We start from the raw sequence: 24,504 nt of genomic DNA, 5'->3' as shown, positions 1-24,504 counted from the left end.
CAACGATGGAGGGGTGCGCGTGCGAGCAAGACGGCTCGACGCGAGGAGCGCCTAGATTAGCCGCTGTCCTCGCCACTGCCTACCGCGGGGCCGCTGGAGAGACAATCGCGAGCATAGCGCCAGAGACTGGCTCATACTTAGAAGAACGAGCCCACGGGCTGGTCCGACATCGACGAGACTAGACTTTGGTCGGACGCGACCTATTCGGCCTGAGCCGCTCGATATGCAAAAATGACCGCCGCGCCGAACACCGAAGGCGGTCCCAATCCGTCGCGTCATGGCGGCTTTCGTACGCGTCCTCGCAGCCGGAGCGTACGATCTTCATCTCACAGCATGAGCGTTTCCGGGGACATTGAGCGGATGAACCAACCTGCGACAGAAACGGCAGATGTAGTCTTGATCGGCGCTGGCGTGATGAGCGCCACGCTGGCGGTACTTCTCAAGGAGCTCGATCCAGAGGCCAAGGTGGAAATCGTCGAGCAGCTCGACGGCGCCGCCTCCGAGAGTTCCTTCGCCTGGAACAACGCAGGCACCGGCCACGCCGCGCTGTGCGAACTCAACTACACACCACGCAACAAGGATGGCTCGATCAGCATCGAGAAAGCGGTGCGGATCAACACCTCGTTCGAGGAATCGAAGCAGTTCTGGAGCTATCTGATCGAGCAGGGTGCGATCGAATCGGCCCGTCGCTTCCTCAACCCGGTGCCGCACATGAGCTTCGTGCGCGGCGCCAAGGACGTCGAGTTCCTGCGCAAGCGCTTCGAGACGATGAGCGCCCATCCCTGCTTCGCCGACATGCGCTACAGCGAAAGCCCCGAACAGATCGGTGAGTGGGCGCCGCTGCTGATGCGCGGGCGCAAGGACGGTGAGCCGATCGCCGCGACCCGCGTCGACCAGGGCACAGACGTCGACTTCGGTGCGCTCACCCGCCAGCTCCTGCGCCATCTCGGAAGCCTCGGCGGTGCACGGGTCAGCTACAAGCAAAGAGTCGTGAGCCTCGAGCGCGAGGCGAGCGGTGACTGGCTGATCGAGCTCGACGTCGACCACGGCAAGCGCAGCCGCCAGCTACGCGCGCGCTTCGTCTTCGTCGGTGCCGGCGGCGGCGCGCTGCCGCTGCTGCAGAAAAGCGGCATCCCCGAAGCCCAGGGCTATGCGGGCTTCCCGGTCAGCGGCCAGTGGCTACGCTGCGACGACCCGCAGCTGGTGGCCCAGCACAAGGCCAAGGTCTACAGCCAGGCATCGGTCGGCGCACCGCCGATGTCGGTACCGCACCTCGACACCCGGGTAGTGGACGGCCGCTCTTCGCTGCTGTTCGGTCCGTTCGCGGGCTTCACCACCAAGTTCCTCAAGACCGGTTCTCCGCTCGACCTGCCGCTCAGCGTTCGCCCCGACAACCTGCGCCCGATGCTCTCGGTGGCGCGCGACAACTTCTCGCTGGTCAAGTACCTGGTCGGGCAGGTGCTGCAGACGCCGAAGCAGCGCATCGAGGCACTGCGGGATTTCTTCCCCGAGGCAAGGGAAGAAGACTGGCGTCTCGAGATCGCCGGTCAACGGGTGCAGATCATCAAGCGCGACGCCAAGCGCGGCGGCAAGCTCGAGTTCGGCACCGAGCTGGTCACCGCGGCCGACGGCTCGCTCGCCGCGCTTCTCGGCGCCTCACCCGGTGCGTCCACCGCGGTATCGACGATGCTGCAGCTGATCGAGCGCTGCTTCCCCGAGCGCTACCAGAGCGAAGCCTGGCAGGCCCGCCTTGGCGCGATCTTCACCGCCCGCGCCGGACAGCTGGCCCAGGACGGTAAACGGCTGGCCGAAGTCCGTGAACGTACCCATCGGGTACTCGAGCTCGCCCCGCAGCCGGCGCAGGTCTGATACCCGAGAGTACCCGACCCGAGAGCCTCGCTTCGCGCGAGGCTCTTCCACTCCTCCCCTCTCCCTCGCAGCTCACAGCACCGGCGAGAACAGGTGGGCGACCCGCTCGACGGCCTGGCGCCAGCGCGGCACGGCGTCGAGCTGGGCGCGATCGAGCCGTCGGGCGTGCTCGAAATCGCGCTCGAGCATCCCAGCCACCTGCGCGGCGAATCCCTGGTCGAACACCGCCACCATCTGCTCGAAATTGAGCCGCAGCGAGCGATTGTCGAGATTGGCACTACCGATCACTGCGAAGTCGTCATCGACCAGCCATACCTTCTGGTGGATGAACCCCGGCTGGTAACGGTATATCTCGATACCATCGTGCACCGCTTGGCGAGCGCAGAACTGGCTGGCGAGATAGACGATAAGATGATCGGGCCGCGACGGCACCAGGATGCGCACCTCCACGCCGCGCTGCACCGCAAGCGTCAGCGCCGCGCTCACCGCCTCGTCGGGCACCAGATAGGGCGTGGTCAGCCATAGCCGTCGACGCGCCCGGTTGATCGCCTCGACCAGCGACAGCATGCAAGTCTCGTAGATATCGGCTGGACCGAAGGGCAGCGCCTGGCAGCGCATCTGGCCCGCGTCCCTGCGCGGCGGCACGCAGAGGGTGGGCAGCTCGCCCGCGCTCCAGTACCAGTCCTCGGCGAAGGTGTACTGCAGGCAGCCGACCACCGGCCCCTCCAGCGCGATATGGGTATCGCGCCAAGGCGCGAGCGGCGGCTTGGCGCCGAGATAGAGCTGGCTTACGTTGTGGCCGCCAATGAACGCCTGCTCGCCGTCGACCACCACCAGCTTGCGATGATTGCGGAAATTGATCTGGAAGCGATTGAAACCGAAGCCGCTCTGGGTGACGAATTTGTAGGCCTTGACGCCGCCGGCGCGCAGCCGCTCGAGATGGGCGGACGGCAGCCCGTGGCTGCCGATCTCGTCGCACAGCAGATAGACCTCGACGCCGTTGGCCGCCCGCGCGAGCAGCGCATCGAACAGCCGACGGCCCAGCGCATCGTCGGCGATGGTGAAGAACTGCACCAGCACCTGGCGTTCGGCGCGCTCGATCGCAGCGAAGATCGCAGCGAAGGTCGCCTCCCCGTCGACCAGCAGGCGCACTTGGTTGCCGTGCAGCAGTGGCATCCGGGTCAGCCGCGCGGAGGCCGGAAGCCCGTCGACCGCATCATGCTCGGCGTCGAGATCCCACGGCAGCTGCGGCATCAGCTCGCGCATGCGACGGTTTTCCTGGCGCCGCGCCCCGACGTAGCGCTCGAAACGCGCGCTGCCGAGGACCAGGTAAGGCAGCAGCGCGAAATAGGGAAACGACAGCAGCAGCACCGCCCAAGCGATCGCGCCCTGCGTGGTGCGCGCTCGACGCACCGCGTCGAGCGCCGCAACGATGCCAGCGATATGGACCAGGATCAGCAACAGACCGAACAGTGAGGTAGTGCTCACGCGGCGGGCCCCCGCTCGAGCAGCCGCGCGGGGGAGACAAGCGTTACGGGATCAAAGGACATCGACTGGCTCCAGGGAACGGAAATCGTCTCACAGACTAGTCGATTCTCTTACCCGCAAGGAGGTTCCCATGTTCGACCGCATCCAGCGCGGTGCTCGCGCCACGGCGCTAACTCGAGCAACGGTCATACCGGCGGCGGATTGAGCCGGGCAAAGCCCTCCTGTCGATGGTAGGGAAAGTAAGGGTAAGGCGCCTCGACCGCGCTGACGGTGTCCAGGCGCTTCATCTGCTCGGCGCTCAGGCACCAGCCGAGCGCACCGAGATTTTCACGCAGCTGCGCTTCGTTGCGCGCGCCGATGATCACCGAAGAGACGCTCGGGCGCTGCAACAGCCATCTGAGCGCCACCTGGGCGACGCTCCTGCCGCTCTCCTCGGCGAGCTCGGCCAACACATCGACGACGTCGAACAAGCGCTCCTCGTCGACCGGCGGGCCAAAGCTTGCGGTATCGTGCAGTCGGCTGAGCTCGGGCAGCGGCGCGCCGCGACGCAGCTTGCCGGTGAGCCGGCCCCAGCCGAGCGGACTCCAGACCAGGGCGCCTACGCCTTGGTCCAGCCCGAGCGGCATCAGTTCCCACTCGTAGTCGCGTCCAATCAACGAGTAGTAGACCTGGTGCGCCACGTAGCGCGGGTAACCGTTGCGCTGCGCGATCGACAGCGCCTTCATCAGCTGCCAGCCCGCGAAGTTGGACACCCCGACATAGCGTACCTTGCCCGAGCGGACCAGCTCGTCGAGGGCCGCGAGCACCTCCTCCATCGGCGTTGCCGCATCGAAGGCATGGAGCTGGAGCAAGTCGATCGCATCGGTCGCCAGCCGCTTCAGCGCCGCCTCGACCGAATTCATCAGTCGACGGCGCGAGGTGCCTGCATCCTCAGCTCCATCACCCATCGGCAGCCCGATCTTGGTCGAGATCAACGCCCGCGCCCTGCGCCCCGCCAATGCCTGGCCCAGCACCCGCTCCGAGGCGCCGAGGGAGTAGACGTCGGCGGTGTCGAAGAGATTCACCCCGGCCTCGAGACAGATGTCGATCAACCGTCGAGCGGCCTTTGCGTCGGTATTGCCCCAGGCACCGAACAGCGGCCCAGCGCCGCCGAAGGTGCCGGTACCGAAGCTCAACGCCGGCACTTCCAGCGCAGAGGCACCAAGTGTTCGATACTCCATGGGTCGGGTCTCCTTCATTGGTTCGATTGATACGCTCACGGCTTCACTCAGCAACTCGGCGAGGCGCTGACCACTTCGAGCCGGCGGCGGTCGCCGCGATGCGCTAGCAGCATGCTCGGCAGCGACAGGGCCGACACTGCGGCGGCGCACCAGGGAAGCAGGTCGAGCCCGCCGGGCGAACGGATCACCGCGCCGCCGAGCAGTGCACCCAGCGCGGCGCCAAGGTTGAAGGCCGCGATATTGAAGCTCGAGGCCAGGCTCTCACTGGCACCGGCGCTGCGCGCCATCACCCAGGCCTGCAGCGGCGCGACGGTGGAGAAAGCGGCGGCACCGAGCAGGCCGACCGCAAGCACGCTGGAGAGCGGCGCCGCGAGCATGAGGTGGAAGCCCGCCAGCACCAGCACCAGCGCGGCCAGCGAGACGAATATCGCCGCGAGCGGGGCATGATCGGCGAAGCGTCCTCCGAGCAGATTGCCGATCACCAGACCGACCCCGAACACCAGCAGGATGGGAGCTATCTGGGTCTCGCCGAATCCCGCCCGCAGGGTGAGCAGCGCAGCGATGTAGGTGAAGACGGTGAACACCCCGGTATAGGCAAGCACCGTGGTACCTAGCCCGAACAGCACCGGCGCTCGTCGCAGCACATCGAAGGCGGCCCAATGACCGCCGGCATCATTCGGCGCCGGCGTCGAGGGCAGCCAGCGGGCCAGCGCGACGAATGCGCACAGCCCGACCAGGGCCACCGCGATGAACGTACCGCGCCAGCCGACCACATGACCCAGCCAGCTGCCGAACGGCACGCCGAGCACGTTGGCCAGGGTCAGCCCGGTGAACATCAGCGCGATCGCGGAAGCACGACGATTCGGCGCCACCAGCTCGGCGGCGACCACCGCGCCGACGCCGAAGAAGGTGCCGTGGGTCAGCGCGGTGAACACCCGCGCGGCGAGCAGGGAGAGCATACCCGGCGCCAGTGCGTAGGCCAGGTTGCCGACGACGAAGATCACCATCAGACCGAGCAGCGTGCGTTTGCGCGCCTGACGGGCGGTGGCCAGGGTCAGCAACGGAGCGCCGACCACGACACCGAGCGCATAGCCGGAGACAAGAAACCCAGCGACCGAGGTCGAAACGCCGAGATCACGGCCGATATCGAGCAAAAGCCCCATGATCACGAATTCAGTGATGCCGATGCCGAATGCACCGGCGGTGAGCGCGTAGAGGGCGAGCGGCATTGCGGCTTCTCCAGGCATGGAAAGGAACCGTCATGATGTCGACACCAGGATTAAGCGAGTAGAGTTCCCATCCGCCTTTTAGAAGTGAATTGGATTCACTAATTTAGGAACAGCGAATGGACACCAATCGTTCCGGAGAGATGGAAGTGTTCGTCCAGGTGGTGCAGTCGGGCAGCTTCGCCGCCGCTGCGCGGCGCCTGGAGATGACGCCCTCGGCGGTGGCGAAGCTGATCCAGCGCCTCGAGTCGCGGCTCGGCGCCAGGCTGATCAACCGCACCACCCGCAGCTTCCAGCCGACCGCCGAGGGGAGGCTGTTCTTCGACCGTGCCCAGGTGATCCTCGCCGACCTGGAGGATGCCGAAAGCGCGGTCGGGCTCGAGGCGAGCGAACCCCAGGGGGTATTGAGGCTCAACGTCTCGGTGCCCTTCGGCCGCAGGCTCTTGCTGCCGCTGCTGCCCGAGTTCCTCGCCCTCCACCCGCGGATGCGGGTCGATCTCACCCTCACCGACGAGCTGATCGACCCGTTCGAACAGCACACCGACCTGGTGATCCGCCACGGCGCGCTGGCGGACTCACGGCTGATCGCGCGCTATCTCGGCCGCAGCCCGCAGCTGATCGTCGCCTCTCCCGACTATCTCGCCCGGCGCGGCGAGCCGCGCACGCCTGCCGAGCTCATCGACCACGACTGCATCGACTTCAACTTTCGCCGCCAGCTGAGCGAATGGCGCTTCACCATCGACGGCGAACAGCGCGCCGTGCCGGTCAGCGGCAGCCTCAGCGCAGGCGATGGAGAAACCCTGCGCGAACTGACGCTCGCCGGCGTAGGCATCAGCCGGCTGACCCGCTTCCACGTTCTCGACGATATCCGGCGCGGCGCGCTGGTGTCGCTGCTCGAACCCTTCGCCAGCGAGGACTCCGATGCGATCCACGCGCTCTATCACGACCGCCGCCACCTCGCCTCGAGAACCCGCGCGATGCTCGACTTTCTCACCGCGCGGCTTCATCTCGACTGAGCCAGGGCAACTGGTTCACCAGGCGTCGACTCAGAGGCTGTCGACCAACGCCTCCATCCTGCGGCGCATTCCAGCATCGGGCATCCGCCCGACGGCGGCGCCGAGGTTGTCTTCGACGTAGCGCGGGTTGGCCATGCCCGGGATCGCGCAGGTCACCGCCGGATGCGAGACCACGTACTTGAGGAAGAACTGCGCCCAGCTCCGGCAGTCGATTTCCGCCGCCCAATCGGGCAGCGCCTGGCCGCGCACCTTGTCGAACAGGCGATCACGACCGAATGGCAGGTTGACCATCACCGCCACGCCGTTGGCCTCGGCGGCGGGCAGCACGGTCTCCGCCGCGGCGCGATTGTCGATCGCATAGTCGACCTGGACGAAGTCCAGCCCGCCGCGCTCGATCCACTCCACCATCTCGTCGTGCTGCCGCTCGACCCAGGTGGTCGCGCCGACGTAGCGCACCCGCCCCTGGTCGCGATAGCCCCTCAGGGTCTCCAGCTGGGTTTCGGTGTCCTGGAAATTGTGCACCGCGATCAGGTCGATCATCCCGGTGCCCAAAAGCTCGAACGACCGCTCGATCTGCGCCACGCCCGCCTCGCGTCCGCTGCTGCTGACCTTGGTGGCGAGAAACAGCTGGTCGCGGATGCCGAGCGAGGCGATCAGTTCACCGATCACGCGCTCGGCATCGCCATAGGAGGGTGCGGTGTCGATCACTCTGCCGCCGAGTGCGACGAAACGCTGGAAGGCCTCGCGTAGCGGCACTAGCGCCTCCCCGCTCGCCCCCTGGTAACGCCGCGCGGTGCCGATACCGATCACCGGCAGCGTTTCGTCTCCTGCGGGAATTGGCTTGGCCAGCGGCGCACCTTCGGCGGCCAGAGCCGAGCGCCAGGGAAGAGTGCCGGCAAGCATCAGGGCGCTGCCGGTGAGGAGCAAATCACGTCGGGAGAGAGTCATCACCACGGCTCCGTCTATGCGTTGACCGAACATCGAGGAATTTCCAGTCTAGACAAAGCGCCGCCGAGGGCTCATCGATCATCAGGCCCAGCTCAGTGGCCGCGCCCGCGAGATCGCCCGGCTCACTCCACCTCGGGCAGCTTGCAGACATCGACCCATCGTGCCTCGGTCAGCATCGCCAGGCGCTCGGGAGAGATGCGCACCGCGCTGTGGGGGGCGCCTGCCGCCGGCAGCACCTCGTCGAAGGCGCGCAGCGACTCGTCGCAGTAGACCGGCACTGGCGTGGCGAGCCCGAAAGGACAAACGCCGCCCACCGGATGGCCGGTCAAGGCGAGGACTTCTTCGAAACCGAGCAGCTTCGCCTTGCCACCGAAGGTGGCCTTGATCTTGCGGTTGTCGAGCCGAGCATCGCCACGGGCCACCACCAAAAGCGGCTGGCCATCGACGCGCATCGACAGGGTCTTGGCGATCTTCGCCGGTGCCACGCCATGGGCGCGGGCGGCGAGTTCGACGGTGGCGGTGCTCTCATCGAGTTCGATCACTTCGATCTCGGGCGCGTGGGTGGTGAAGAAGGCGCGAACCGACTCGAGGCTCATGCTGGGCTCCTTTGCCGCTGGGTGGGAAGAACTGGGGCCGATAGAGCATACCTCCGGCCGCGCCGCCGGTGCCACGTGGTCGAGAGCGGCCAGGGCGCATCGCCACGCCCTAGAAGCTCAGCGTTCCATCCGCCTTGATCTCGTCGAGGACGAAGAAGGTGCGAACCTGGAGCACATGGGGCAATGCCAGGATGCGCTCGCTGTGGAAGCGGTTGAATGCGGGCAGATCGCGCACCCGCACCTTGAGGAAGTAGTCCATGTCGCCTGCGACCAGATAGCACTCGAGCACCTGCGGCAGCGCCCTGGCGGCGGAGGCGAACTGCTCGAAACTCTGCTGGCTCGAGCGATCGAGTACCACGCCGACCATCACCATGGTCTGGCGATCCACCGCTCGCGGATCGATCCGCGCCTGGACCGAGGTGATCACTTTGTCCTCGAACAGCCGCTGGGTGTGCTTCCAGCATGCCGAGGCGCTCAGCCCGACACGCTCCGCCAGCGCACGGTTGCTCAGTCGGCCATCCTGTTGCAGCGCCTGGAGAATCCGGCGGTCGAGGGCGGTAAGAGGCGCGAATCGCTGCTCGTCGTCCATAATGAATATTTCCCTTTACTCGGATTCCAGAGAACCATCTTCACCACATCCGCAAAAACCATCCAGATAATGGCTTTAACCAGCAGTAAAAAGAAAGCACTTTCCCCACTCCTCGGCTCTAACATGGAACGGTCGGCGACAACAATTCCAACCTAGGAGAATCCGCCATGCTCGAGCTGGAAAAACGCTTCCCCCGTGTCACCCTTGGCTACTTCCCCTCCCCTCTGCAGCCTTTGAAGCGGCTGTCGAAGGAGCTCGGCATCGAGCTATGGGCCAAGCGCGACGATGTCTCCTCCGGTCTCGCCTACGGCGGCAACAAGGTGCGCAAGCTCGAGTGGCTGGCGGCCGATGCGCTGGCACAGGGATGCGACACCCTGGTGTCGATCGGTAACGTACAGTCCAACCACACCCGCCAGGTCGCCGCGGTGGCCGCGGTGCTCGGACTCAAGTGCCGGCTGGTCCAGGAGGAGTGGACCCACTGGGACGACCCGAACTACCAGCGGGTCGGCAACATCCTGCTCTCTCGCCTGATGGGCGCGCAGACGCTGCTCGAGGGCGAAGGCTACTCGACCGCGGTCAAGGAGACCTGGGAAAGGGCGCTGGAGCAGGTGCGCAGCGAAGGCGGCAAGCCTTACGCGATTCCGGCCGGTGCCTCGGACCATCCGCTCGGCGGGCTCGGCTACGCCAACTTCGCCGACGAGCTCGCGCAGCAGGAGCGCGAACGCGACCTGTTCTTCGACACCGTGGTCACCGCGACCTGTACCGGTTCCACCCAGGGCGGCATGGTGGTCGGCTTCAAGGCCCAGGATCGCCCGCGCCGGCTGATCGGTATCGATACCGCGGCGAACGCCGAGATGACCCGTGCGGCAGTGACCAAGATCGCCCGCGCCACCGCGGAGATGATCGAGCTTGCGAAGCCGATCCTCGACGAGGACGTAGTGATCGACCCCCGCTTCGCCGGACCCGACTACGGCCTGCCGGACGAAGCGACGATAGCGGCGATCAGGCTCGCGGCGCAGAGCGAAGCCATGCTCACCGACCCGGTCTATGAGGGAAAATCCCTCGCCGGACTGATAGCCATGGCCCGCAGCGGCGAAATCGCCCCCGGCAGCCGCGTGCTCTACGTCCACCTCGGCGGCGCACCGGCCCTGGATGCCTACAGCAAAGCATTCGAATGATCATCGGTGCCGCCGAGCAACGAGGGCCAGCCCATGGACTCGCTCCCCTTACGCTGGGTAGTGCCGCCGTCCGGCCACAGCGATGCGGCGATCGTAGTGGCAACGCCACCCGCCCGGCTGCTGGCAGCCCTCGTCGACGCCCTGGTCGATGATCCCTGCACCGCGCTAATGGTGGTCGACGATCCCGTACGGCTGTACGAGCTGCGCGCAAGCGCGGCGCTGGCGCAGGCACTGGAGCCGCTCGGCCGACAAGCGGTGCTGTTGATGCCGGCATGCGACGACCACGCCGCCCTGTTCTGGCTGGGCGGCGTGGCCGGTCATCGCGTGATCGAGCTCGACGGAGAGGCGCGCGCCGAGGCGCTGATCGAGGCCAGGTGGCGATGGTACGGCGAAGCGCCACCGCCGGCCTGCTAGGAGGCGGCCTGCGGATCAGCCGCGGCGCGGGTCGCGACCGATCGGATGGGGCTCTTGGCGAAGGCGCGCCAGCTCGATCTGCTTTTGCCGCTCGATCGCGCCCTGGCGAGTCTTCTCCGGCAGATTGTCCCAGCAGTGCGGGCAGCTGACCCCTGGCGTGTAGTGCGGCGATTCCCGGTCGGCGACCGAGACCGGGCGACGACAGGCGTGGCACTGGTCGAACTCGCCTTCGCTGAGGTCGTGCTTGACCGTCACCCGGTTGTCGAAGACGAAGCACTCGCCGCGCCACTTGCTCTCGGCCTCGGGCACCGCTTCGAGGTACTTGAGGATTCCGCCCTTGAGGTGATAGACCTCCTCGAAGCCCTCCTCGAGCATGAAGCTCGAGGCCTTCTCGCAGCGAATCCCACCGGTGCAGAACATCGCCACCTTCTTGTGCCGGCTCGGATCGAAATGGCTGCGGACGAACTCGGGGAACTCGCGAAAGCTCTTGGTCCTGGGATCGATCGCGCCTTCGAAGGTGCCGATGCCGACCTCGTAGTCGTTGCGGGTATCGATCAGCAGCACTTCGGGGTCGTCGAGCAGCGCGTTCCACTGCTCCGGCTCGACGTAGGTGCCGACCCGCTTGCTGGGATCGATACCCGGCACACCGAGGGTGACGATCTCCTTCTTGAGCTTCACCTTGGTGCGATAGAAGGGATGCTCGGCGCACAGCGACTCCTTGTGCTCGAGCCCTTCGAAGCGCGCGTCGCGCTTGAGCCACGCCAGCAGCGCGTCGATCGCCTCGCGGCTGCCGGAGACGGTACCGTTGATCCCCTCCTCGGCGAGCAGCAGCGTGCCCTTGATGCCGCAGGCGCACATGAATTCACGCAGCGGCTCACGCAGTGCGACGTAGTCTTCGAGGGTAACGAACTGATACAGCGCGGCGACGACGATGCTGTCGACCGCACCGCTTGAAGCTTGAGACATCGGTATTCTCCACAGTGGTCGCCCGCGTAAAGGGCGGACCGCGAATCAAACGAATCGAGCCACCGTGATGGCCAGGACGGTGCGGATTCTAGCAGAGCGTGAACGCCCCGCGCAGCGTCCGAGGCAGAACGTCCATCGGCGTCCGGGGTGTGATGATCCGGGATGTATGCAGAGCGACGGAAGATGCGGCGGTGCCTCTCGTTCGTGTACCCTATGCGCGCACAGCGCTCCAAATCGGAGCGATGCGATTCGACCGCATGACCCTCTCGAATCCGATAGCGAGGTCGTAGGCGATGCGCACGAAGATCGGGGCACGCCAGCGCTCGCCATCGTGCGGGAGCGAGCACCAGCCGGCTTTCCAGCGGCCCTTCTCTGATTGCCATCATGCCTTGCGGCCTCGACTCGAACCCGCGTCGCGGGAGGCGGGCGTGGTCGGGTCGCCCTATATCTGATCTGGAAAAGCGACGATGGAACGCGAGCATCTGAAGCCTCTCTTCCATGCGGGTCATGGAGTGGCCTGTGGGAAATTCATCCTCATCGGCGAGCATTCGGTGGTATACGGCGAGCCGGCGATCGCAATGCCGCTGCACAGCGTGAGGATGAGCGCTCGAGTGGCCCACGGCGCCCCCGAGCACTGGTTCGAAAGCGAGCTCTACCAAGGTCCCCTCGCCCGCCTGCCGGCCCCCCTCGCCGGTGTCAAAGCCGCGATCGAAGCCTGCCTCGAGGAGCTCGGCGAACGCCCCGAAGGCCTGCATTTCATCATCGAAAGCGAGGTCCCCACCGAACGCGGCATGGGCTCGAGCGCCGCGGTCGCAGGCGCAGTGGTGCGCGCGCTGTTCGACCTCTACCGGCGCCCGCTGGACCGCGACACCCTGTTCGCCCTGGTCCAGGTATCCGAACGAATCGCCCATGGCAATCCGAGCGGGCTCGACGCCGTGGCGACCTCCGCCGCCGCGCCAATCCATTTCCAGCGCGGCGAGTTCCGCGACCTGCCGATCGCCTTGACCGGGGTCTTCGTGATCGCCGATACCGGCGTCAAGGGCGGCACCCGGCAGACGGTCGCCGATCTCGGCGCGCGCTTTGCGGCTGAGCGCAGCGAGGTCGAGCCGCGCATCCTGCGCCTCGGCAGGCTGACCGAGGAGGCGCGCGTCTGCCTCGCCGACGATCGCCCTGCCCGTCTCGGCGAGCTGATGAACGAAGCCCATGCACAGCTCGCCACGCTCGACATCAGCAGCCCCGAGCTCGATCGTTTGGTCGAAGCCGCACTGGCGCATGGCGCGCTAGGGGCCAAACTGACCGGAGGCGGACGCGGCGGCTGCATGGTCGCGCTCTGCACCGATGCCGAGGCGGCCAGCGTGGTCGCCGAGGCGCTGCTCGCGAGCGGCGCCCGGCAGACCTGGATTCATCGTTTCGAGGAAGATCCCGCATGAGCCATCAGGCGACGGCGATCGCCCATAGCAACATCGCTTTGATCAAGTACTGGGGCAAGCGTGACGAAGCGCGGATGCTGCCGATGAACGGCAGCCTGTCGCTGACGCTGGACGCCTTCTACACCCGCACCCGGGTGCGTTTCTTTCCCGAGCTGGGCGAGGACCATGTGCGCCTCGATGGCCGCACGCTCGAGGGCGAGGCCGCGCGCAAGGTGAGCCGCTTCCTCGATCGCGTACGCGCGCTCAAGGGTCACGAGTGGCGCGCCGAGGTCGACTCCTGCAACCAGGTGCCGACCGGTGCCGGGCTCGCCTCCTCGGCCTCCGCCTTCGCCGCGCTGGCGGGTGCCGCCAGCGCGGCGATCGGCCTGGAACTCTCGCCGCGGGAGCTTTCGATCCTCGCGCGCAAGGGCTCGGGCTCGGCCTGCCGTTCGATCTTCCCCGGCTTCGCCCTGTGGCAGGCGGGTACCGACGACCAGAGCTCCTACGCCCGCCCGGTGCCGGCGTCTAACCTCGACGACCTGGTGATGCTGGTGGTGGTGGTCAATTCAGGCCACAAGGGGCTCTCGAGCCGCGAAGGCATGCGCCGCACCGTCGCTACCTCGCCGTTCTACCCGGCTTGGGTGGAGCATGCAGAGCGCGACCTGGAGCGGATGCGCATCGCCGTGCTCGAAGGCGACTTCACCCGCATCGGTACCCTGGCCGAATCCAGCGCGATGCGGATGCATGCCACCATGCTCTCGGCCGAGCCGCCGTTTTGCTATTGGGAGGGCGGCAGCCTGCTGGCGATGAACCTGGTACGACAGCTGCGCGACGAAGGCCATGAGTGCTACTTCACCATGGATGCCGGCCCCAATGTGAAGATCATCGCCCGCGAGGCCACCGTGCCCCGGCTGCGCGCGGCGCTGGGCGAGCATTTCGGCGAAGAGGCGCTGATCACCGCACGCCCCGGCCCGGGGCTGCGTATCGAGGACGCGGAGGCGCCGGAGTGTCGATGATCGAAGAAAAAGCGCCAGGCAAACTCTACATCGCCGGTGAGTACGCGGTGATCGAGCCTGGCAACAGCGCCATCCTGGTCGCCGTCGACCGCTTCCTGCGCGTGCGTCTCGAGCCCGCAGAGGAACTCGGCTCGCTGGCCTCGAGCCAGTACGGCCGCTTGCCGGTGCGCTGGCGGCGCAGCGGCGACGAGCTGGTGCTGGACCGCGAAGAGAACCCGTTCGACTACGTGCTCTCGGCGATCTCGGTGACCGAGAAGTACGCTCGCGAACACGGCCGGTCGCTGGGGATCTATCACCTCACCATCGACAGCCAGCTCGATGACTTTTCCGGGCGCAAGTATGGCCTCGGTTCGAGCGGCGCAGTGACGGTGGCGACGATCAAGGTATTGGCACGCTTCTACGATCTGACCCTCTCACCGCTTACGCTGTTCAAGCTCGCGGCGCTGGCGCAGATCGACATCCAGCCCAACGGCTCGTGCGGCGATCTCGCCGCCAGCGCCTATGGCGGCTGGATCGCCTATACCGCCTTCGACCGCGACTGGGCGCGGCGCGAACGTGCCGGCCGCTCGGTCAGCGCGATGGTCGAGCTCGACTGGCCGCACCTCGAAGTGCGCCCGCTGCGCGCCCCCTTCGACCTGCGCCTGATCATCGGCTGGACCGGCGCGCCGGCCTCCACTCCTGCGCTGGTGGCGATGGTGCAGGCGCGCAAGCAGCGCCGCGAAACCCACTACGAAGAGTTCCTCGCCGGCGCCAAGGCCTGCCTGGCGTCGATGATCGACGCCTTCGACACCGGCAGCACCGCACGCATCCAGCATCAGGTACGGGTCTATCGCAAACTGCTCCATGCGCTCGGCCAAGGGGCCGAGACCGGGATAGAGACTCCCGCGCTCGATCTGCTCTGCGCAGAGGCGGAGCGCTTCGGCGGCGCGGCCAAGACCTCCGGCGCCGGCGGCGGCGACTGCGGCATCGCGCTGTTCGACGATTCGGTCGACCTCACGCCGCTGTTCGAGGCCTGGACGCGGGGCGGTATCCTGCCGCTGACGCTCCAAGTGTTCGAAGAAACGAGGCATCCGAGATGAGCCACCAGCAGCGCAAGGACGATCACGTCGCGCACGCGCACGCGCTCTACCGCGAGCGGCGGATCAACGACTTCGATCATCTCGACTTCGTCCATCACTCGTTCCCGGAGCTTGACTGCGCGGCGATCTCGCTTGCCACCCGCACGCGCGCCTTCGCCTGGCCCTTTCCGTTCTACATCAACGGAATGACCGGCGGCAGCGCGAAGACCCTCGAGATCAACCGTCAGCTCGGCGAAGTCGCCCAGGCCACCGGTCTTGCGATCGCCTCCGGTTCGCAGAGCGCGGCGCTCAAGGACCCGAGCGTGCGCGCCTCGTTCAGCGTGCTCAGGGAGCGCCATCCCGACGGCTTCGTGCTCGGCAACGTCGGCGCGGGCGTCGCGCCCGCCCAGGCCGAGCAGGCGGTGGAGATGCTCCACGCCGACGCGCTGCAGGTGCACGTCAACGCGCCGCAGGAGCTGGTGATGCCGGAGGGGGACCGCGAGTTCGGCGCCTGGCTCGACAACATCGAGGCGATCCGCACCCGGGTCGGTGTGCCGGTGGTGGTCAAGGAGGTCGGCTTCGGAATGAGCGAGGAAACCGTCTTCCGGCTGCGCGAGCGCGGCATCGAGCTTGTCGACGTCAGCGGCCGGGGCGGCACGGATTTCATCGCGATCGAGAACCTGCGCCGCAGCGCCCAGGAGTACGACTATCTCGAAGGCTGGGGGCAGTCCGCCGTGGTCTCGCTGCTCGAGGCCTCACCGCACATGGGCGCGCTCGACGTGCTCGCCTCGGGCGGCGTGCGCCATCCGCTCGACGTGCTCAAGGCGCTGGCGCTCGGCGCTCGGGCGGTCGGGGTCTCCGGCCGGGTACTGCACATCCTGCTGAACGAAGGGCCCGAGGCGCTGATCGAGACCCTGGAGGCGTGGAAGGCCCAGCTGCGCACGCTGATGGCGATGGTCGGCGCGACCACGGTCGAAGAGCTGCACCATACCGACCTGCTGATCCGCGGACCGGTCCGCGAGCACTGCGAGCTGCGCGGCATCGATCCGATGAAGTATGCACGCCGCGCCCGGTCGGCCCGCCACGGCGGCTGACGCCCAGCTCCGGCGCCAAGCGCGAAAACGATGAGCAGGCTAGAGTGATCGATGGTGCCCGGATGGACGCCATCGATCATTCGCTCAGGAGCTTCGCGATGCCCCACATCACCCCGATCATCGTTCGCGGCTACCACCTCGACGTCTATCGGCACGTCAACAATGCCCGCTATCTCGAGTTCATCGAAGAAGCGCGCTGGGCGCTGTTCGACGAGGTCGATGCGCTCTCTTGGATGGAGCGCCACGGGGTCGGCTTCGTGATCGTCCACATCGACATCGACTTCAACTCCCCCGCCCGCCTCGGCGATCGCCTCGAGGTACGCACCGACCTGAGCGATGCGATCACCGAGGGAGCGCGCAGCGCGCGCATGGTCCAATCGATCCACTGCGGCGAGCGCAAAATCGCCGAAGCGCGGGTGGTCTATGTCTGCATCGATCTCACCAGCGAGCGGGCGCTGCCGTTCGAAGGCGAGCTGTTGCAGACGCTCGAAGGCTGGCGCCAGCGCTACGCCTCGAGCTGATTCGGTCCAATCGTCGAGGTAGAACACACACCTCGCACCGCGCTTGGACGGCCCGCCAAGCGCCCCGCTAAAGCGGGTTTGCCTAGCGCACGAAATGAAAAGGCCGGGACACGATGTCGTGTCCCGGCTTCGGGCGCTATCAGGCATCAATAGGCTGATGCCGGATGCTGGGTTGCCTATTGCTGGTGAGGCAGAGCGTAGGCGATCACATAGTCGCCCCGGTTATCGTTGGTGCCGGTACGGGTGGCACCACCTGCGACGACCACGACGTACTGGCGCCCATCCTCGCCGATGTAGCTCATCGGTGCTCCTTGACCGCCTACCGGCAGACGGCTACGCCAGAGCTCCTCGCCGCTATCGTTGTCGAAGGCGCGGACGTAGTAGTCCAGCGAGCCGTGGAAGAAGGTCAGGCCGCCCTTGGACACCAGCGGTCCTCCCATCGTGGGCATGCCCAGGGGGATATGCACTCCCGGGGTGATGCCATGGACCGGCGCATCCTGGATGCTACCCACCGGTACCTGCCACTTGGTTTCACCGCTGGCCAGGTCGATCGCGGTCATGGTGCCGAATGGCGGTTTGAAGCAAGGGACACCCAGCGGAGAGACGAACATCGAGCGTTCGACACCCCAGGGCGTGCCGAGCTGCTTGGAGTATTCACCCTCGGTGCTGGGCTGCAGACCGATACGCTCTGCCTCCTCTCGCTTGATGAAGCGCCCCCACTGGGCCATGCGGATGTCGTTGACGAGCAGCGTGCCCGTTGCCGCATCCACCGCGCCGCCACCCCAGTTGAAGCCACCATAGTAGCCCGGGTAGATCAGCGTACGCTGCTTGTCTGACAGCGGAGTGAACTCGCCCTCCCAGCGCATCTGCTTGAACTGGATACGGCAATAGAGCTGGTCGAAGATCGTAGCCCCCCACATGTCCGACTCACGCAGGGGATCTGCGCCAACCGACAACGCGGAGTAAGGCTGGGTCGGTGCGGGATTCATCCCTTCGACCGCATCCGTTGCTACCGGACGTTGTTCGACCGGTACCACCGGAGTGCCGTCACGACGATCGAGGACGAAGATCTGACCGCGTTTGGTCAGTGCGATCAGAATGGGAGTGGTGGTCCCATCCGCTTTGGGCAGATCGTAGAGAATCGGCTGGGCCGACACGTCGTAGTCGAACGGGTCGCGGTTAGCGGTGCGGAAGTGCCAGCGCTCCTGACCGGTCTTCAGGTCCACTGCAACGATGGAATCGTTGTACTCGTCGGAGTAGGCATGGCGGTTGCCGGTCCAGAAGTCAGGCGTCTGGTTACCGGTGGGGAAGTAGGCCAGGCCCAGCGCTGGATCGTAGGACGCCGTGCCCCAGAAGTTCGGTGTCTCTGGTGCGTAGGTCTCTCCGGGCGGCAGCGGGGTACTGTCGGAGGCGCCACGAGAGGCGTCCCAGGCCCACAGGAGCTCACCGGTCGCAACGTCATAGCCGCGTACCACGCCAGAGGGTTCGCCGACCGTCAGATTGTCGTTGAGGCGACCGCCGACCATGACGACGCCATCGGCCACCAAGGGAGCGGAGGTGACATTGTAGGAGCCCTCGTCGCCACCTTCGACGTCCGGGGTCAGCCCTTCGGTCAGATCGACGAACCCTCGATCACCGAAATCCTCGCACAGCTTGCCGCTTTCGGCATCGAGCGTGAACAGGCGGCCGTCGATGGTGGTGCTGACCACGCGCTTGCGGCACATCGCCGGCGCAGCGGCGACCATGCTGGCATCACTGGCGGGCTCGTCGGTAGCGGCGTCCGGGCTGAGTGCGTCCAGGTCGGTATAGCCGACACCGCGGCAGCGTTTCCAACCCTCGGTGCTCTCGGTGATCTTCGCTTGGGGATCGAAGCGCCACTTCTCCTCGCCGCTCACCGCGTCCAGAGCGATCACCTTGCTCAGCGGCGTGCACAGGTAGAGTGTGTCGTCGACTTTGAGCGGGGTGACTTGGTATTCAGCGCCATCTACGGCCAAATCGCCGGTGCGATAGGTCCAGGCGACTTCCAACTGGTCGACGTTGTCTTTGTTGATCTGGTCGAACTGAACGTACCGCTCCCCCGAGCCGTTGCGGCCGTAGGCGGGCCAATCGTTTCCGTCGGCGTCCCCCGCAGAGGGGTTGATCTGCGCCGCTGGCGCGGTGTTCTTGGCGACCACGGTCGGGTGTGGGCGGAACATGCCAACGACCAGACCTGCCAAAGCGATGAAGCATACCCCGGCAAGGGCAAGCGAGACCTTGACGCCCAGCACTGGCTGACCCGATTTGCCACGTAGCTGCGGCGCGAACAGACAAAATACCAAGGCGACGACGATGAATACGGTCAGGCGTGGCACTAGCTGCCAGAAGTCGGTACCGACTTCGATCAAGGCCCAGATCACGCTGTAGCCCAGGAGGATCAAGGCGGCCCATAGCGCATAGCGAGCACGACGCGCCAGGCCGACCCCAGCGATGGTCAGCAGCGCTCCTGCAAAGAGATAAAACCATGCGCCACCGAGCGACGCTAACCAGACTCCTCCAGCGAAGAGCCCCAAGCCTAGCAGGGCGGTGATGCACCCCAAGGCTAAGGTGACGATTTTCAATTCCTTCCCTCCGATCCCGTTATTAATACAGCCATGCGTCAATCTGACGCAGCGGGTCGGTATGATATACCTCCACTGAAATAGATGTTAATAATTCTTTTTTAGATGCGAGGCGGCTAACTTCAGGATTACAACAGCCGCTGCGGGCGCCGTTCAACACCATGACCACGTTATCGAAAGGCGGCCAAGCACATGCAGGGCGCGTAGGAACGTGTGCAATACGGTCCCGGGATGATCGTCCTCCATGCGCCTGACCGAGCTTAGCGATGTGCCAGTACGCTGCGCCAGATCCCCCTGCGCCAATCGACGCATGCGTATGAGTGACGCAGGGAAAGCTTGTCGTCAGTATTTACCGGGACGGACCCACTTCGTAGGCCGGCTCGTCCGGATCGGTCTGTACGGTCCAGCTGCCGCCGGTGCGGAACGAGGCCGCCGAGGCATAGGTGTCTTCCATGAATTGGAAGTACACGATCTTGCCGTCGCGCACCTTGGCATACACTGCCAGGGGCGAGGTGAAGACCGTGCCGGTGGCATTGGCACGGTAGGTGAACTTGCCGAAGACGGCTACGTTCTCGCCGGCGCCGAAGATGTCGAGCACTTGGAAATCCTCGATCGTCCAGTATTTCTGCACCCGGATGAAGGTGCTGGAATAGGCCTCGGGGCCCGACGCGGTGCCGGCCCAAGGTTCGATCTGCTTGAGTTCCGGATTGTCGAAGTTCAGCGAGATATAGACTGCGTCCGGCGCGACCAGGCGCAGCGCGGCGGCCTCGACCTTGTCGGCGGCAGTGTTGTTCAGGAAGTCGGTGATGATCGCGACGTTGGCGTCGGCGACGCTGTCGTGGGCGGAATCGGTGTGGGAGGTCGAGGACATGACGGTCAAATCTCCGAGTGCTGCGATCCCCGCCATGATGGTGCGGCGGTCGCGATTGAGGTTGGATACTTCCTTCTTCGAACCAGGCGCGGCACCCGTGTCCCCGATGGGCCCCAAAATGGGCGGCCGAGGCAGAGGGCAATCAGCGGTAGCGCTCCAGGTATGCTCAGCGGGCAGCCTTGGTGGCTTGCTTGCCACCGATACCGTCTCGCTGTTCGCCGTTCTAATGTAGTTGTGCCGCAGCAGCGGATAAAGCTGTCTCCACGGATAACTTCGTCCCATTCATGGCAAAGTGGCGGACATGGCCGATCTCGACCCAAACGACCTGATGATCTTCGCGCGCATCGTAGAATGCGGCAGTTTCACCCGCGCCGCCGAGCGGCTGGGTATTCCCAAGTCCACGCTGTCGCGGCGGCTGCTGGTCCTTGAAGAACATCTCGGCGAGCGCTTGCTGGTACGCACGACGCGCAAGCTGTCGGTGACCGACTTCGGCCAGGCCATCCTGCGGCATGCCCAGCAATTGGCGGCGGAGCTGGAGGCAACGCGCGAGTTCGTGCAGAACCGGAAATTGGAGCCCTCGGGGCACCTACGTATTTCGGTACCGGGCGATTTCGCCAACCAGACGATCGGTCCGCTGCTGGCCCAATACGTTACCCGCTATCCGTCGACGTCGATCGACGTCGACGTGTCACAGCGCCGGGTAGACCTGGTGGGAGAGAATTACGATCTGGCGGTTCGCATCGGCGACCTGCCGGATGCGACGATGGCTGCCACGCGGGTCGCTACGCTGTACATGGAGCCCTATGCATCTCCTCGCTATCTCGAACAGCACGGGGCACCGTCGCATCCCGACGAACTGGCCGACCACAACGTGCTGCATTTGACCCAGCGCATCGGCGAGTCGGTCCCGTGGAAACTGCACCGCGGAACCGATCGATGGATCGGGACACCACCGGGCAGGATCTCAGCCAATTCGCCGGGATTGCTGATGGACGCAGCCTTGTCCGATGCAGGCATCGCCCGACTGGCGCGCCATCTGGCCAGGCCCAAGGTCGTGTCGCATGAGTTGGTGAGGGTGTTGCCGGAATGGAGCATGCCGGGAATACCGGTTTGGGTGGTCTTTCCTGGCCGCCGTCTGCTCCCTACGCGAACGCAGCTTTTCATCGAGGCCCTCAAGCAAGGCCTCGATGTGTCCTAGAGCGTTTCTGCTTTCGTGCGAATCGCGAACACAGCGCCCCCCGACCTGCGGACGACGATCGATAGCGGCTCGGTGTAACCAATGTCCGAGGGCGGCCCTTATCCGGCCGCGCGGACAGACAAGCCATCCCGGGGCCAAGTCCTTGGCGGCTATGCCTCGACCTGATCGATCCAGTCGTTGAGGTTGTAGTAGTTGGTGACCCGCGCCACCTTGCCGTCGAGGATCTCGAAAAAAGCGCCGGCGGGCAGCAGGTAACGCTGGCCGTAGGCTTCGGGCAGGCCTTCATCGCTTGCCAGGTACTCTCCATGGACGACGAACTCTGCAGCGGCGCGGCGGCCGTCGCTCGAGGTCATCACCACCAGTTCGTCGATCCGCTCGCGATAGCAGCGGTTCATCTTGGCCATGAAATCGGCGAACGCCTGCTTGCCGATCTGGCGTTCGCCCTGATTGACGTCGTGGGCGACTTCATCGTGGAGCAGCTCGAGGAAAGCCTCCATGTCGCCTGCGTTGAACGCGGCGTAGTAGGCTTCGATCAGCGCGTCGGCTGTCATAGACGGGTTTTCCTTCTCTCGGCGTGGTCGTTGATCCCTTGGACGAGCGGCGGCGACTGCGCGATTGGAACATCGCAGGACGCAGTGCCGCTCCATCCGTGCGCAGCGGACATGATAAGGTCTCAGGCGTTCCTTCGACATCCTTGAACGCGACGCCCGCATGTCGCTCGACGAGACTCGCCGCATGGAAATTCGATTGCTCACCGGCGCGCGGATGCGCGATCACGTGGATGCCCTCGCCCGCCTGAGGATTGCGGTATTCCGTGAGTTTCCCTATCTCTACGATGGCGACATCGACTACGAGACCCGCTACCTCGATACCTACGCCCGCAGCGAGCAAAGCCTGTGCGTGCTGGCGATCGACGCCGGCCGCCCGGTCGGTGCCGCCACCGGCATACCGCTCGACGCCGAGACCGAGGAGTGCCGGCGGCCGTTCGAGGCCGCCGGCATCGACCCCGCGGAGGTATTCTATTTCGGCGAGTCCGTGCTGCTGCCGGCCTATCGCGGCCGAGGCCTCGGCGTGCGCTTCATCGATGAACGCGAAGCCTACGCCAGGCGCCTCGAGCGCTTTCGCCTCTGTGCCTTCTGCGCGGTCGAGCGCCCGCTCGACCACCCCCGCCGCCCGCCTGGCTACCAGCCACTTGACGCCTTCTGGCGCAGGCGCGGCTTCGCCCCCGCCGCCGGACTGGCTACCAGTTTCCGCTGGCGCGACATCGACGAGGCGACCGAGAGCGCCAAGCCGATGAATTTCTGGATCAAGGAGATCGCCGGGTGATCCGCGTTGCCGCCTGTCAATACAAGATCGAACTGTTCGAGCAGTGGGACGACTACGCCGAGCATCTCACCGCGCTGTGCGCGGATGCCGCGGCCGAGGGCGCCCAGCTGCTGCTGCTGCCCGAGTACGCCGGGCTGGTGCTCAGCGGCCAGCTCGGCCGCGACCGCGAGGACCTCGCCGCCACGCTCTCCGGCATCCAGCCGCTGGTGCCACGTTGGCGTGCGCTGTGCGCGGAGCTTGCCCGCAGCCTCGGGGTCTACCTGCAGCCCGGCAGCCTGCCGGTGCGCGACGCCGATGGCGCCTACCGCAATCGCGCTTGGCTGTTCGGTCCGCAAGGCGAGCTCGGCCATCAGGACAAGCTGATGATGACGCGCTTCGAGCGCGAGGAGTGGTCGGTGGCCAAAGGCAGCGGGCTCGAGGTCTTCGATACCCCGCTCGGGCGGCTGGGGATCCAGATCTGCTATGACAACGAGTTCCCCATCGCTTCGCGACGCCTCGCCGAGGCCGGCGTCGAACTGGTGCTCGCACCGAGCTGCACCGACACCGAGGCGGGCTTCTACCGAGTGAGGACCGGCGCCCGGGCCCGGGCGCTGGAAAACCAGTTCGCGGTGCTGATGGCGCCCACCGTGGGCGAGGCGCCCTGGTCGCCGGCGCTCGACGTCAATCTCGGTCGGGCCGGGCTCTACGTGCCATCCGATCGCGGCATGCCGGCCAGCGGCATCGTCGCCGAAAGCGAATCGCTTTCACCGCCGCGCAGCCAGTGGCTGATCGAGGATCTCGATCTCGACGCGGTGCGTCGGGTACGCGAGCAGGGCCAGGTGTTCACCCGGCGCGACTGGGTGGAGCAGTTCGAGCCCGGGCAGCTCACCCTACGCAGCGCTAAAGCAGCACCGCACTGACTGGACCGGGGCTGGCCGCAGGCCGCGACGGCCCGCCGCGAAGACGCGGCGGGGAGAGCAGTTCAGCGACCGATCAGCTCGAGCATGTACTGCGGCAGCGCGAAGGCGGCCTGGTGGATCGCCGGATTGTAGTAGCGGGTCTTGAGGCCGCTGGCGGCGAACCGGCGCTCGAGCTCATCGAGCGGCACCCGGCGCGACGCGGGGTCGAGCGCTCCCCAGCCGAACGCCATGCTGCCGCCAACGTAGGTGGGCACCGCGGCATGGTAGAAGTGCCAGCCGGGGAAATGCGGCGCCAGACGCTCGGCGGTATTGGTCAGCTCCTCGGGCTGCATGAACGGCACGCCGTTCTGGGTCGCCAGGATCCCGCCATCGTTGAGCCTCGCCCGGCACAGGGCGTAGAACTTCTCGGTGAACAGGGTCTCCGCCGGCCCGACGGGATCGGTCGAGTCGGTGATGATCACATCGAAGGTCTCGGTGGTCTCGGCGAGGAACTTGAGCCCATCGTCGATCACCAGCCGCACGCGGGGGTCGTCGAGGCTGCCGGCGGAATGGTTGGGCAGGTACTCGAGGCACATGTCGATCACCGCCTGGTCGATCTCCACCGCGACGATCTCCTCGATCGCCTGGTGCCGGGTCAGCTCGCGGATGATCCCCCCGTCGCCTACCCCGACCACCAGCGCTTTTTTCACCGCGCCGTGGGCGAGCACCGGTACGTGGGTGAGCATCTCGTGGTAGATGAACTCGTCTTTTTCGGTGGTCTGGATCGCCCCATCGAGCGCCAGCACGCGACCGAACAGCGGATTATGGAAGATCACCAGGTCCTGGTGGTCGGAGCGACCGTCGAACAGCAGCTCTTCGACCTCGAGGCACTGGCCGTAATGGCGGTGAAGGGTTTCCTGGTACTGCTGCAAAGACGGTTTCAAGGCGCGTTCTCCTGACGAGCGTCCCGCGCGGGCGCGGGACGTTGGGTATCCGGTTCAGGAGGGGGAAGCTAAACGATCGACG

General features: G+C 65.9%; 23 protein-coding genes. 12 read left to right on the top strand and 11 right to left on the bottom strand.

Going from position 1 to position 24,504, the window contains the following annotated elements; genetic code table 11:
* Positions 1–333 precede the first annotated feature (333 nt).
* Positions 334–1,869, top strand: a complete 1,536-nt coding sequence (gene mqo / locus Q376_RS0119170) for a malate dehydrogenase (quinone) (protein ID WP_425402444.1) — start codon at positions 334–336, stop codon at positions 1,867–1,869.
* A gap of 72 nt (positions 1,870–1,941) precedes the next feature.
* On the opposite strand, the gene cls is transcribed toward mqo, so the two are convergent.
* From cls to Q376_RS0119155, 3 genes are all read right to left on the bottom strand, one after another.
* Entirely contained in the window at positions 1,942–3,357 is a 1,416-nt protein-coding gene (gene cls / locus Q376_RS0119165) for a cardiolipin synthase (RefSeq protein ID WP_027351664.1), read from the bottom strand.
* A gap of 185 nt (positions 3,358–3,542) precedes the next feature.
* Complete coding sequence (locus Q376_RS0119160) at positions 3,543–4,577, bottom strand: aldo/keto reductase (RefSeq protein WP_027351663.1); 1,035 nt, start codon at positions 4,575–4,577, stop codon at positions 3,543–3,545.
* A 47-nt stretch (positions 4,578–4,624) separates the two neighbouring features.
* The gene (locus Q376_RS0119155) at positions 4,625–5,806 is read right to left on the bottom strand and encodes an MFS transporter (protein ID WP_043448846.1); all 1,182 of its coding nucleotides are present in this window, start codon (positions 5,804–5,806) and stop codon (positions 4,625–4,627) included.
* A gap of 116 nt (positions 5,807–5,922) precedes the next feature.
* Here Q376_RS0119155 and Q376_RS0119150 point away from each other — a divergent pair, with 116 nt between their 5' ends.
* Entirely contained in the window at positions 5,923–6,819 is an 897-nt protein-coding gene (locus Q376_RS0119150; protein ID WP_027351661.1) for a LysR family transcriptional regulator, read from the top strand.
* Between the two features lie 30 nt (positions 6,820–6,849).
* On the opposite strand, the gene Q376_RS0119145 is transcribed toward Q376_RS0119150, so the two are convergent.
* The 3 genes from Q376_RS0119145 to Q376_RS0119135 all read right to left on the bottom strand — a co-directional run bounded on the left by Q376_RS0119145 (position 6,850) and on the right by Q376_RS0119135 (position 8,952).
* Positions 6,850–7,767 (bottom strand): aldo/keto reductase, encoded by a 918-nt coding sequence (locus Q376_RS0119145; protein WP_027351660.1) that lies wholly within the window; start codon positions 7,765–7,767, stop codon positions 6,850–6,852.
* A 122-nt stretch (positions 7,768–7,889) separates the two neighbouring features.
* Positions 7,890–8,363: a YbaK/EbsC family protein gene (locus Q376_RS0119140; protein WP_027351659.1), complete on the bottom strand. Its 474-nt coding sequence runs from the start codon at positions 8,361–8,363 to the stop codon at positions 7,890–7,892.
* Between the two features lie 109 nt (positions 8,364–8,472).
* Complete coding sequence (locus Q376_RS0119135) at positions 8,473–8,952, bottom strand: Lrp/AsnC family transcriptional regulator (RefSeq protein ID WP_027351658.1); 480 nt, start codon at positions 8,950–8,952, stop codon at positions 8,473–8,475.
* A gap of 167 nt (positions 8,953–9,119) precedes the next feature.
* Between Q376_RS0119135 and Q376_RS0119130 the strand changes: the two genes are divergently transcribed.
* Both Q376_RS0119130 and Q376_RS0119125 read left to right on the top strand, forming a co-directional pair.
* Positions 9,120–10,130 (top strand): 1-aminocyclopropane-1-carboxylate deaminase, encoded by a 1,011-nt coding sequence (locus tag Q376_RS0119130; RefSeq protein WP_027351657.1) that lies wholly within the window; start codon positions 9,120–9,122, stop codon positions 10,128–10,130.
* 33 nt (positions 10,131–10,163) lie between these two features.
* Positions 10,164–10,544, top strand: a complete 381-nt coding sequence (locus tag Q376_RS0119125; protein WP_027351656.1) for a hypothetical protein — start codon at positions 10,164–10,166, stop codon at positions 10,542–10,544.
* Positions 10,545–10,559: 15 nt separating this feature from the next.
* On the opposite strand, the gene trhO is transcribed toward Q376_RS0119125, so the two are convergent.
* Positions 10,560–11,510, bottom strand: a complete 951-nt coding sequence (trhO, locus tag Q376_RS0119120) for an oxygen-dependent tRNA uridine(34) hydroxylase TrhO (RefSeq protein WP_027351655.1) — start codon at positions 11,508–11,510, stop codon at positions 10,560–10,562.
* A gap of 467 nt (positions 11,511–11,977) precedes the next feature.
* Here trhO and mvk point away from each other — a divergent pair, with 467 nt between their 5' ends.
* From mvk to Q376_RS0119095, 5 genes are all read left to right on the top strand, one after another.
* Positions 11,978–12,940 (top strand): mevalonate kinase, encoded by a 963-nt coding sequence (mvk, locus tag Q376_RS0119115; RefSeq protein ID WP_043448841.1) that lies wholly within the window; start codon positions 11,978–11,980, stop codon positions 12,938–12,940.
* Positions 12,937–13,935: a diphosphomevalonate decarboxylase gene (mvaD, locus tag Q376_RS0119110; protein ID WP_027351653.1), complete on the top strand. Its 999-nt coding sequence runs from the start codon at positions 12,937–12,939 to the stop codon at positions 13,933–13,935. Before mvk ends, mvaD begins: the two co-directional genes overlap by 4 nt.
* On the top strand, positions 13,932–15,014 hold the full coding sequence (locus Q376_RS0119105; RefSeq protein ID WP_027351652.1) for a phosphomevalonate kinase: 1,083 nt from the start codon (positions 13,932–13,934) through the stop codon (positions 15,012–15,014). The genes mvaD and Q376_RS0119105 overlap by 4 nt, the downstream gene beginning before the upstream one ends.
* On the top strand, positions 15,011–16,087 hold the full coding sequence (gene fni, locus Q376_RS0119100; protein WP_027351651.1) for a type 2 isopentenyl-diphosphate Delta-isomerase: 1,077 nt from the start codon (positions 15,011–15,013) through the stop codon (positions 16,085–16,087). Before Q376_RS0119105 ends, fni begins: the two co-directional genes overlap by 4 nt.
* A 98-nt stretch (positions 16,088–16,185) precedes the next feature.
* Positions 16,186–16,608, top strand: coding sequence for an acyl-CoA thioesterase (locus Q376_RS0119095; protein ID WP_027351650.1), 423 nt, complete (start codon positions 16,186–16,188; stop codon positions 16,606–16,608).
* A 176-nt stretch (positions 16,609–16,784) separates the two neighbouring features.
* Here Q376_RS0119095 and Q376_RS0119090 read toward each other — a convergent pair whose 3' ends face one another.
* Together Q376_RS0119090 and Q376_RS0119085 are read right to left on the bottom strand one after the other, a co-directional pair.
* A complete protein-coding gene (locus Q376_RS0119090) occupies positions 16,785–19,205 on the bottom strand; it encodes a membrane-bound PQQ-dependent dehydrogenase, glucose/quinate/shikimate family (RefSeq protein WP_052365543.1) in 2,421 nt (806 codons plus the stop codon).
* Positions 19,206–19,554: 349 nt separating this feature from the next.
* Positions 19,555–20,076 (bottom strand): nuclear transport factor 2 family protein, encoded by a 522-nt coding sequence (locus tag Q376_RS0119085; protein ID WP_043448942.1) that lies wholly within the window; start codon positions 20,074–20,076, stop codon positions 19,555–19,557.
* A 301-nt stretch (positions 20,077–20,377) separates the two neighbouring features.
* On the opposite strand from Q376_RS0119085, the gene Q376_RS0119080 reads away from it, so the two are divergent.
* Positions 20,378–21,274 carry a LysR family transcriptional regulator gene (locus Q376_RS0119080; protein WP_027351647.1) on the top strand — a complete coding sequence of 299 codons (897 nt, stop codon included), beginning with the start codon at positions 20,378–20,380 and terminating at the stop codon, positions 21,272–21,274.
* A gap of 149 nt (positions 21,275–21,423) precedes the next feature.
* On the opposite strand, the gene Q376_RS0119075 is transcribed toward Q376_RS0119080, so the two are convergent.
* Positions 21,424–21,825: a ketosteroid isomerase-related protein gene (locus Q376_RS0119075; RefSeq protein ID WP_027351646.1), complete on the bottom strand. Its 402-nt coding sequence runs from the start codon at positions 21,823–21,825 to the stop codon at positions 21,424–21,426.
* A 184-nt stretch (positions 21,826–22,009) separates the two neighbouring features.
* On the opposite strand from Q376_RS0119075, the gene Q376_RS0119070 reads away from it, so the two are divergent.
* Positions 22,010–22,600: a GNAT family N-acetyltransferase gene (locus Q376_RS0119070; RefSeq protein ID WP_027351645.1), complete on the top strand. Its 591-nt coding sequence runs from the start codon at positions 22,010–22,012 to the stop codon at positions 22,598–22,600.
* Complete coding sequence (locus Q376_RS0119065; protein WP_027351644.1) at positions 22,597–23,499, top strand: carbon-nitrogen hydrolase family protein; 903 nt, start codon at positions 22,597–22,599, stop codon at positions 23,497–23,499. The genes Q376_RS0119070 and Q376_RS0119065 overlap by 4 nt, the downstream gene beginning before the upstream one ends.
* A 62-nt stretch (positions 23,500–23,561) precedes the next feature.
* Here the strand turns inward: Q376_RS0119065 and speE are convergent, their stop codons facing one another.
* A complete protein-coding gene (gene speE / locus Q376_RS0119060; RefSeq protein WP_245599000.1) occupies positions 23,562–24,422 on the bottom strand; it encodes a polyamine aminopropyltransferase in 861 nt (286 codons plus the stop codon).
* Between the last annotated feature and the right edge of the window lie 82 nt (positions 24,423–24,504).

It is taken from the genome of Halotalea alkalilenta DSM 17697 (assembly GCF_000621205.1).
In the GTDB taxonomy this organism is placed as follows: Bacteria; Pseudomonadota; Gammaproteobacteria; order Pseudomonadales; family Halomonadaceae; genus Halotalea; species Halotalea alkalilenta.
Note: the sequence above shows the minus strand (reverse complement) of the source record. Positions and strands in the feature narration are given on the sequence as shown.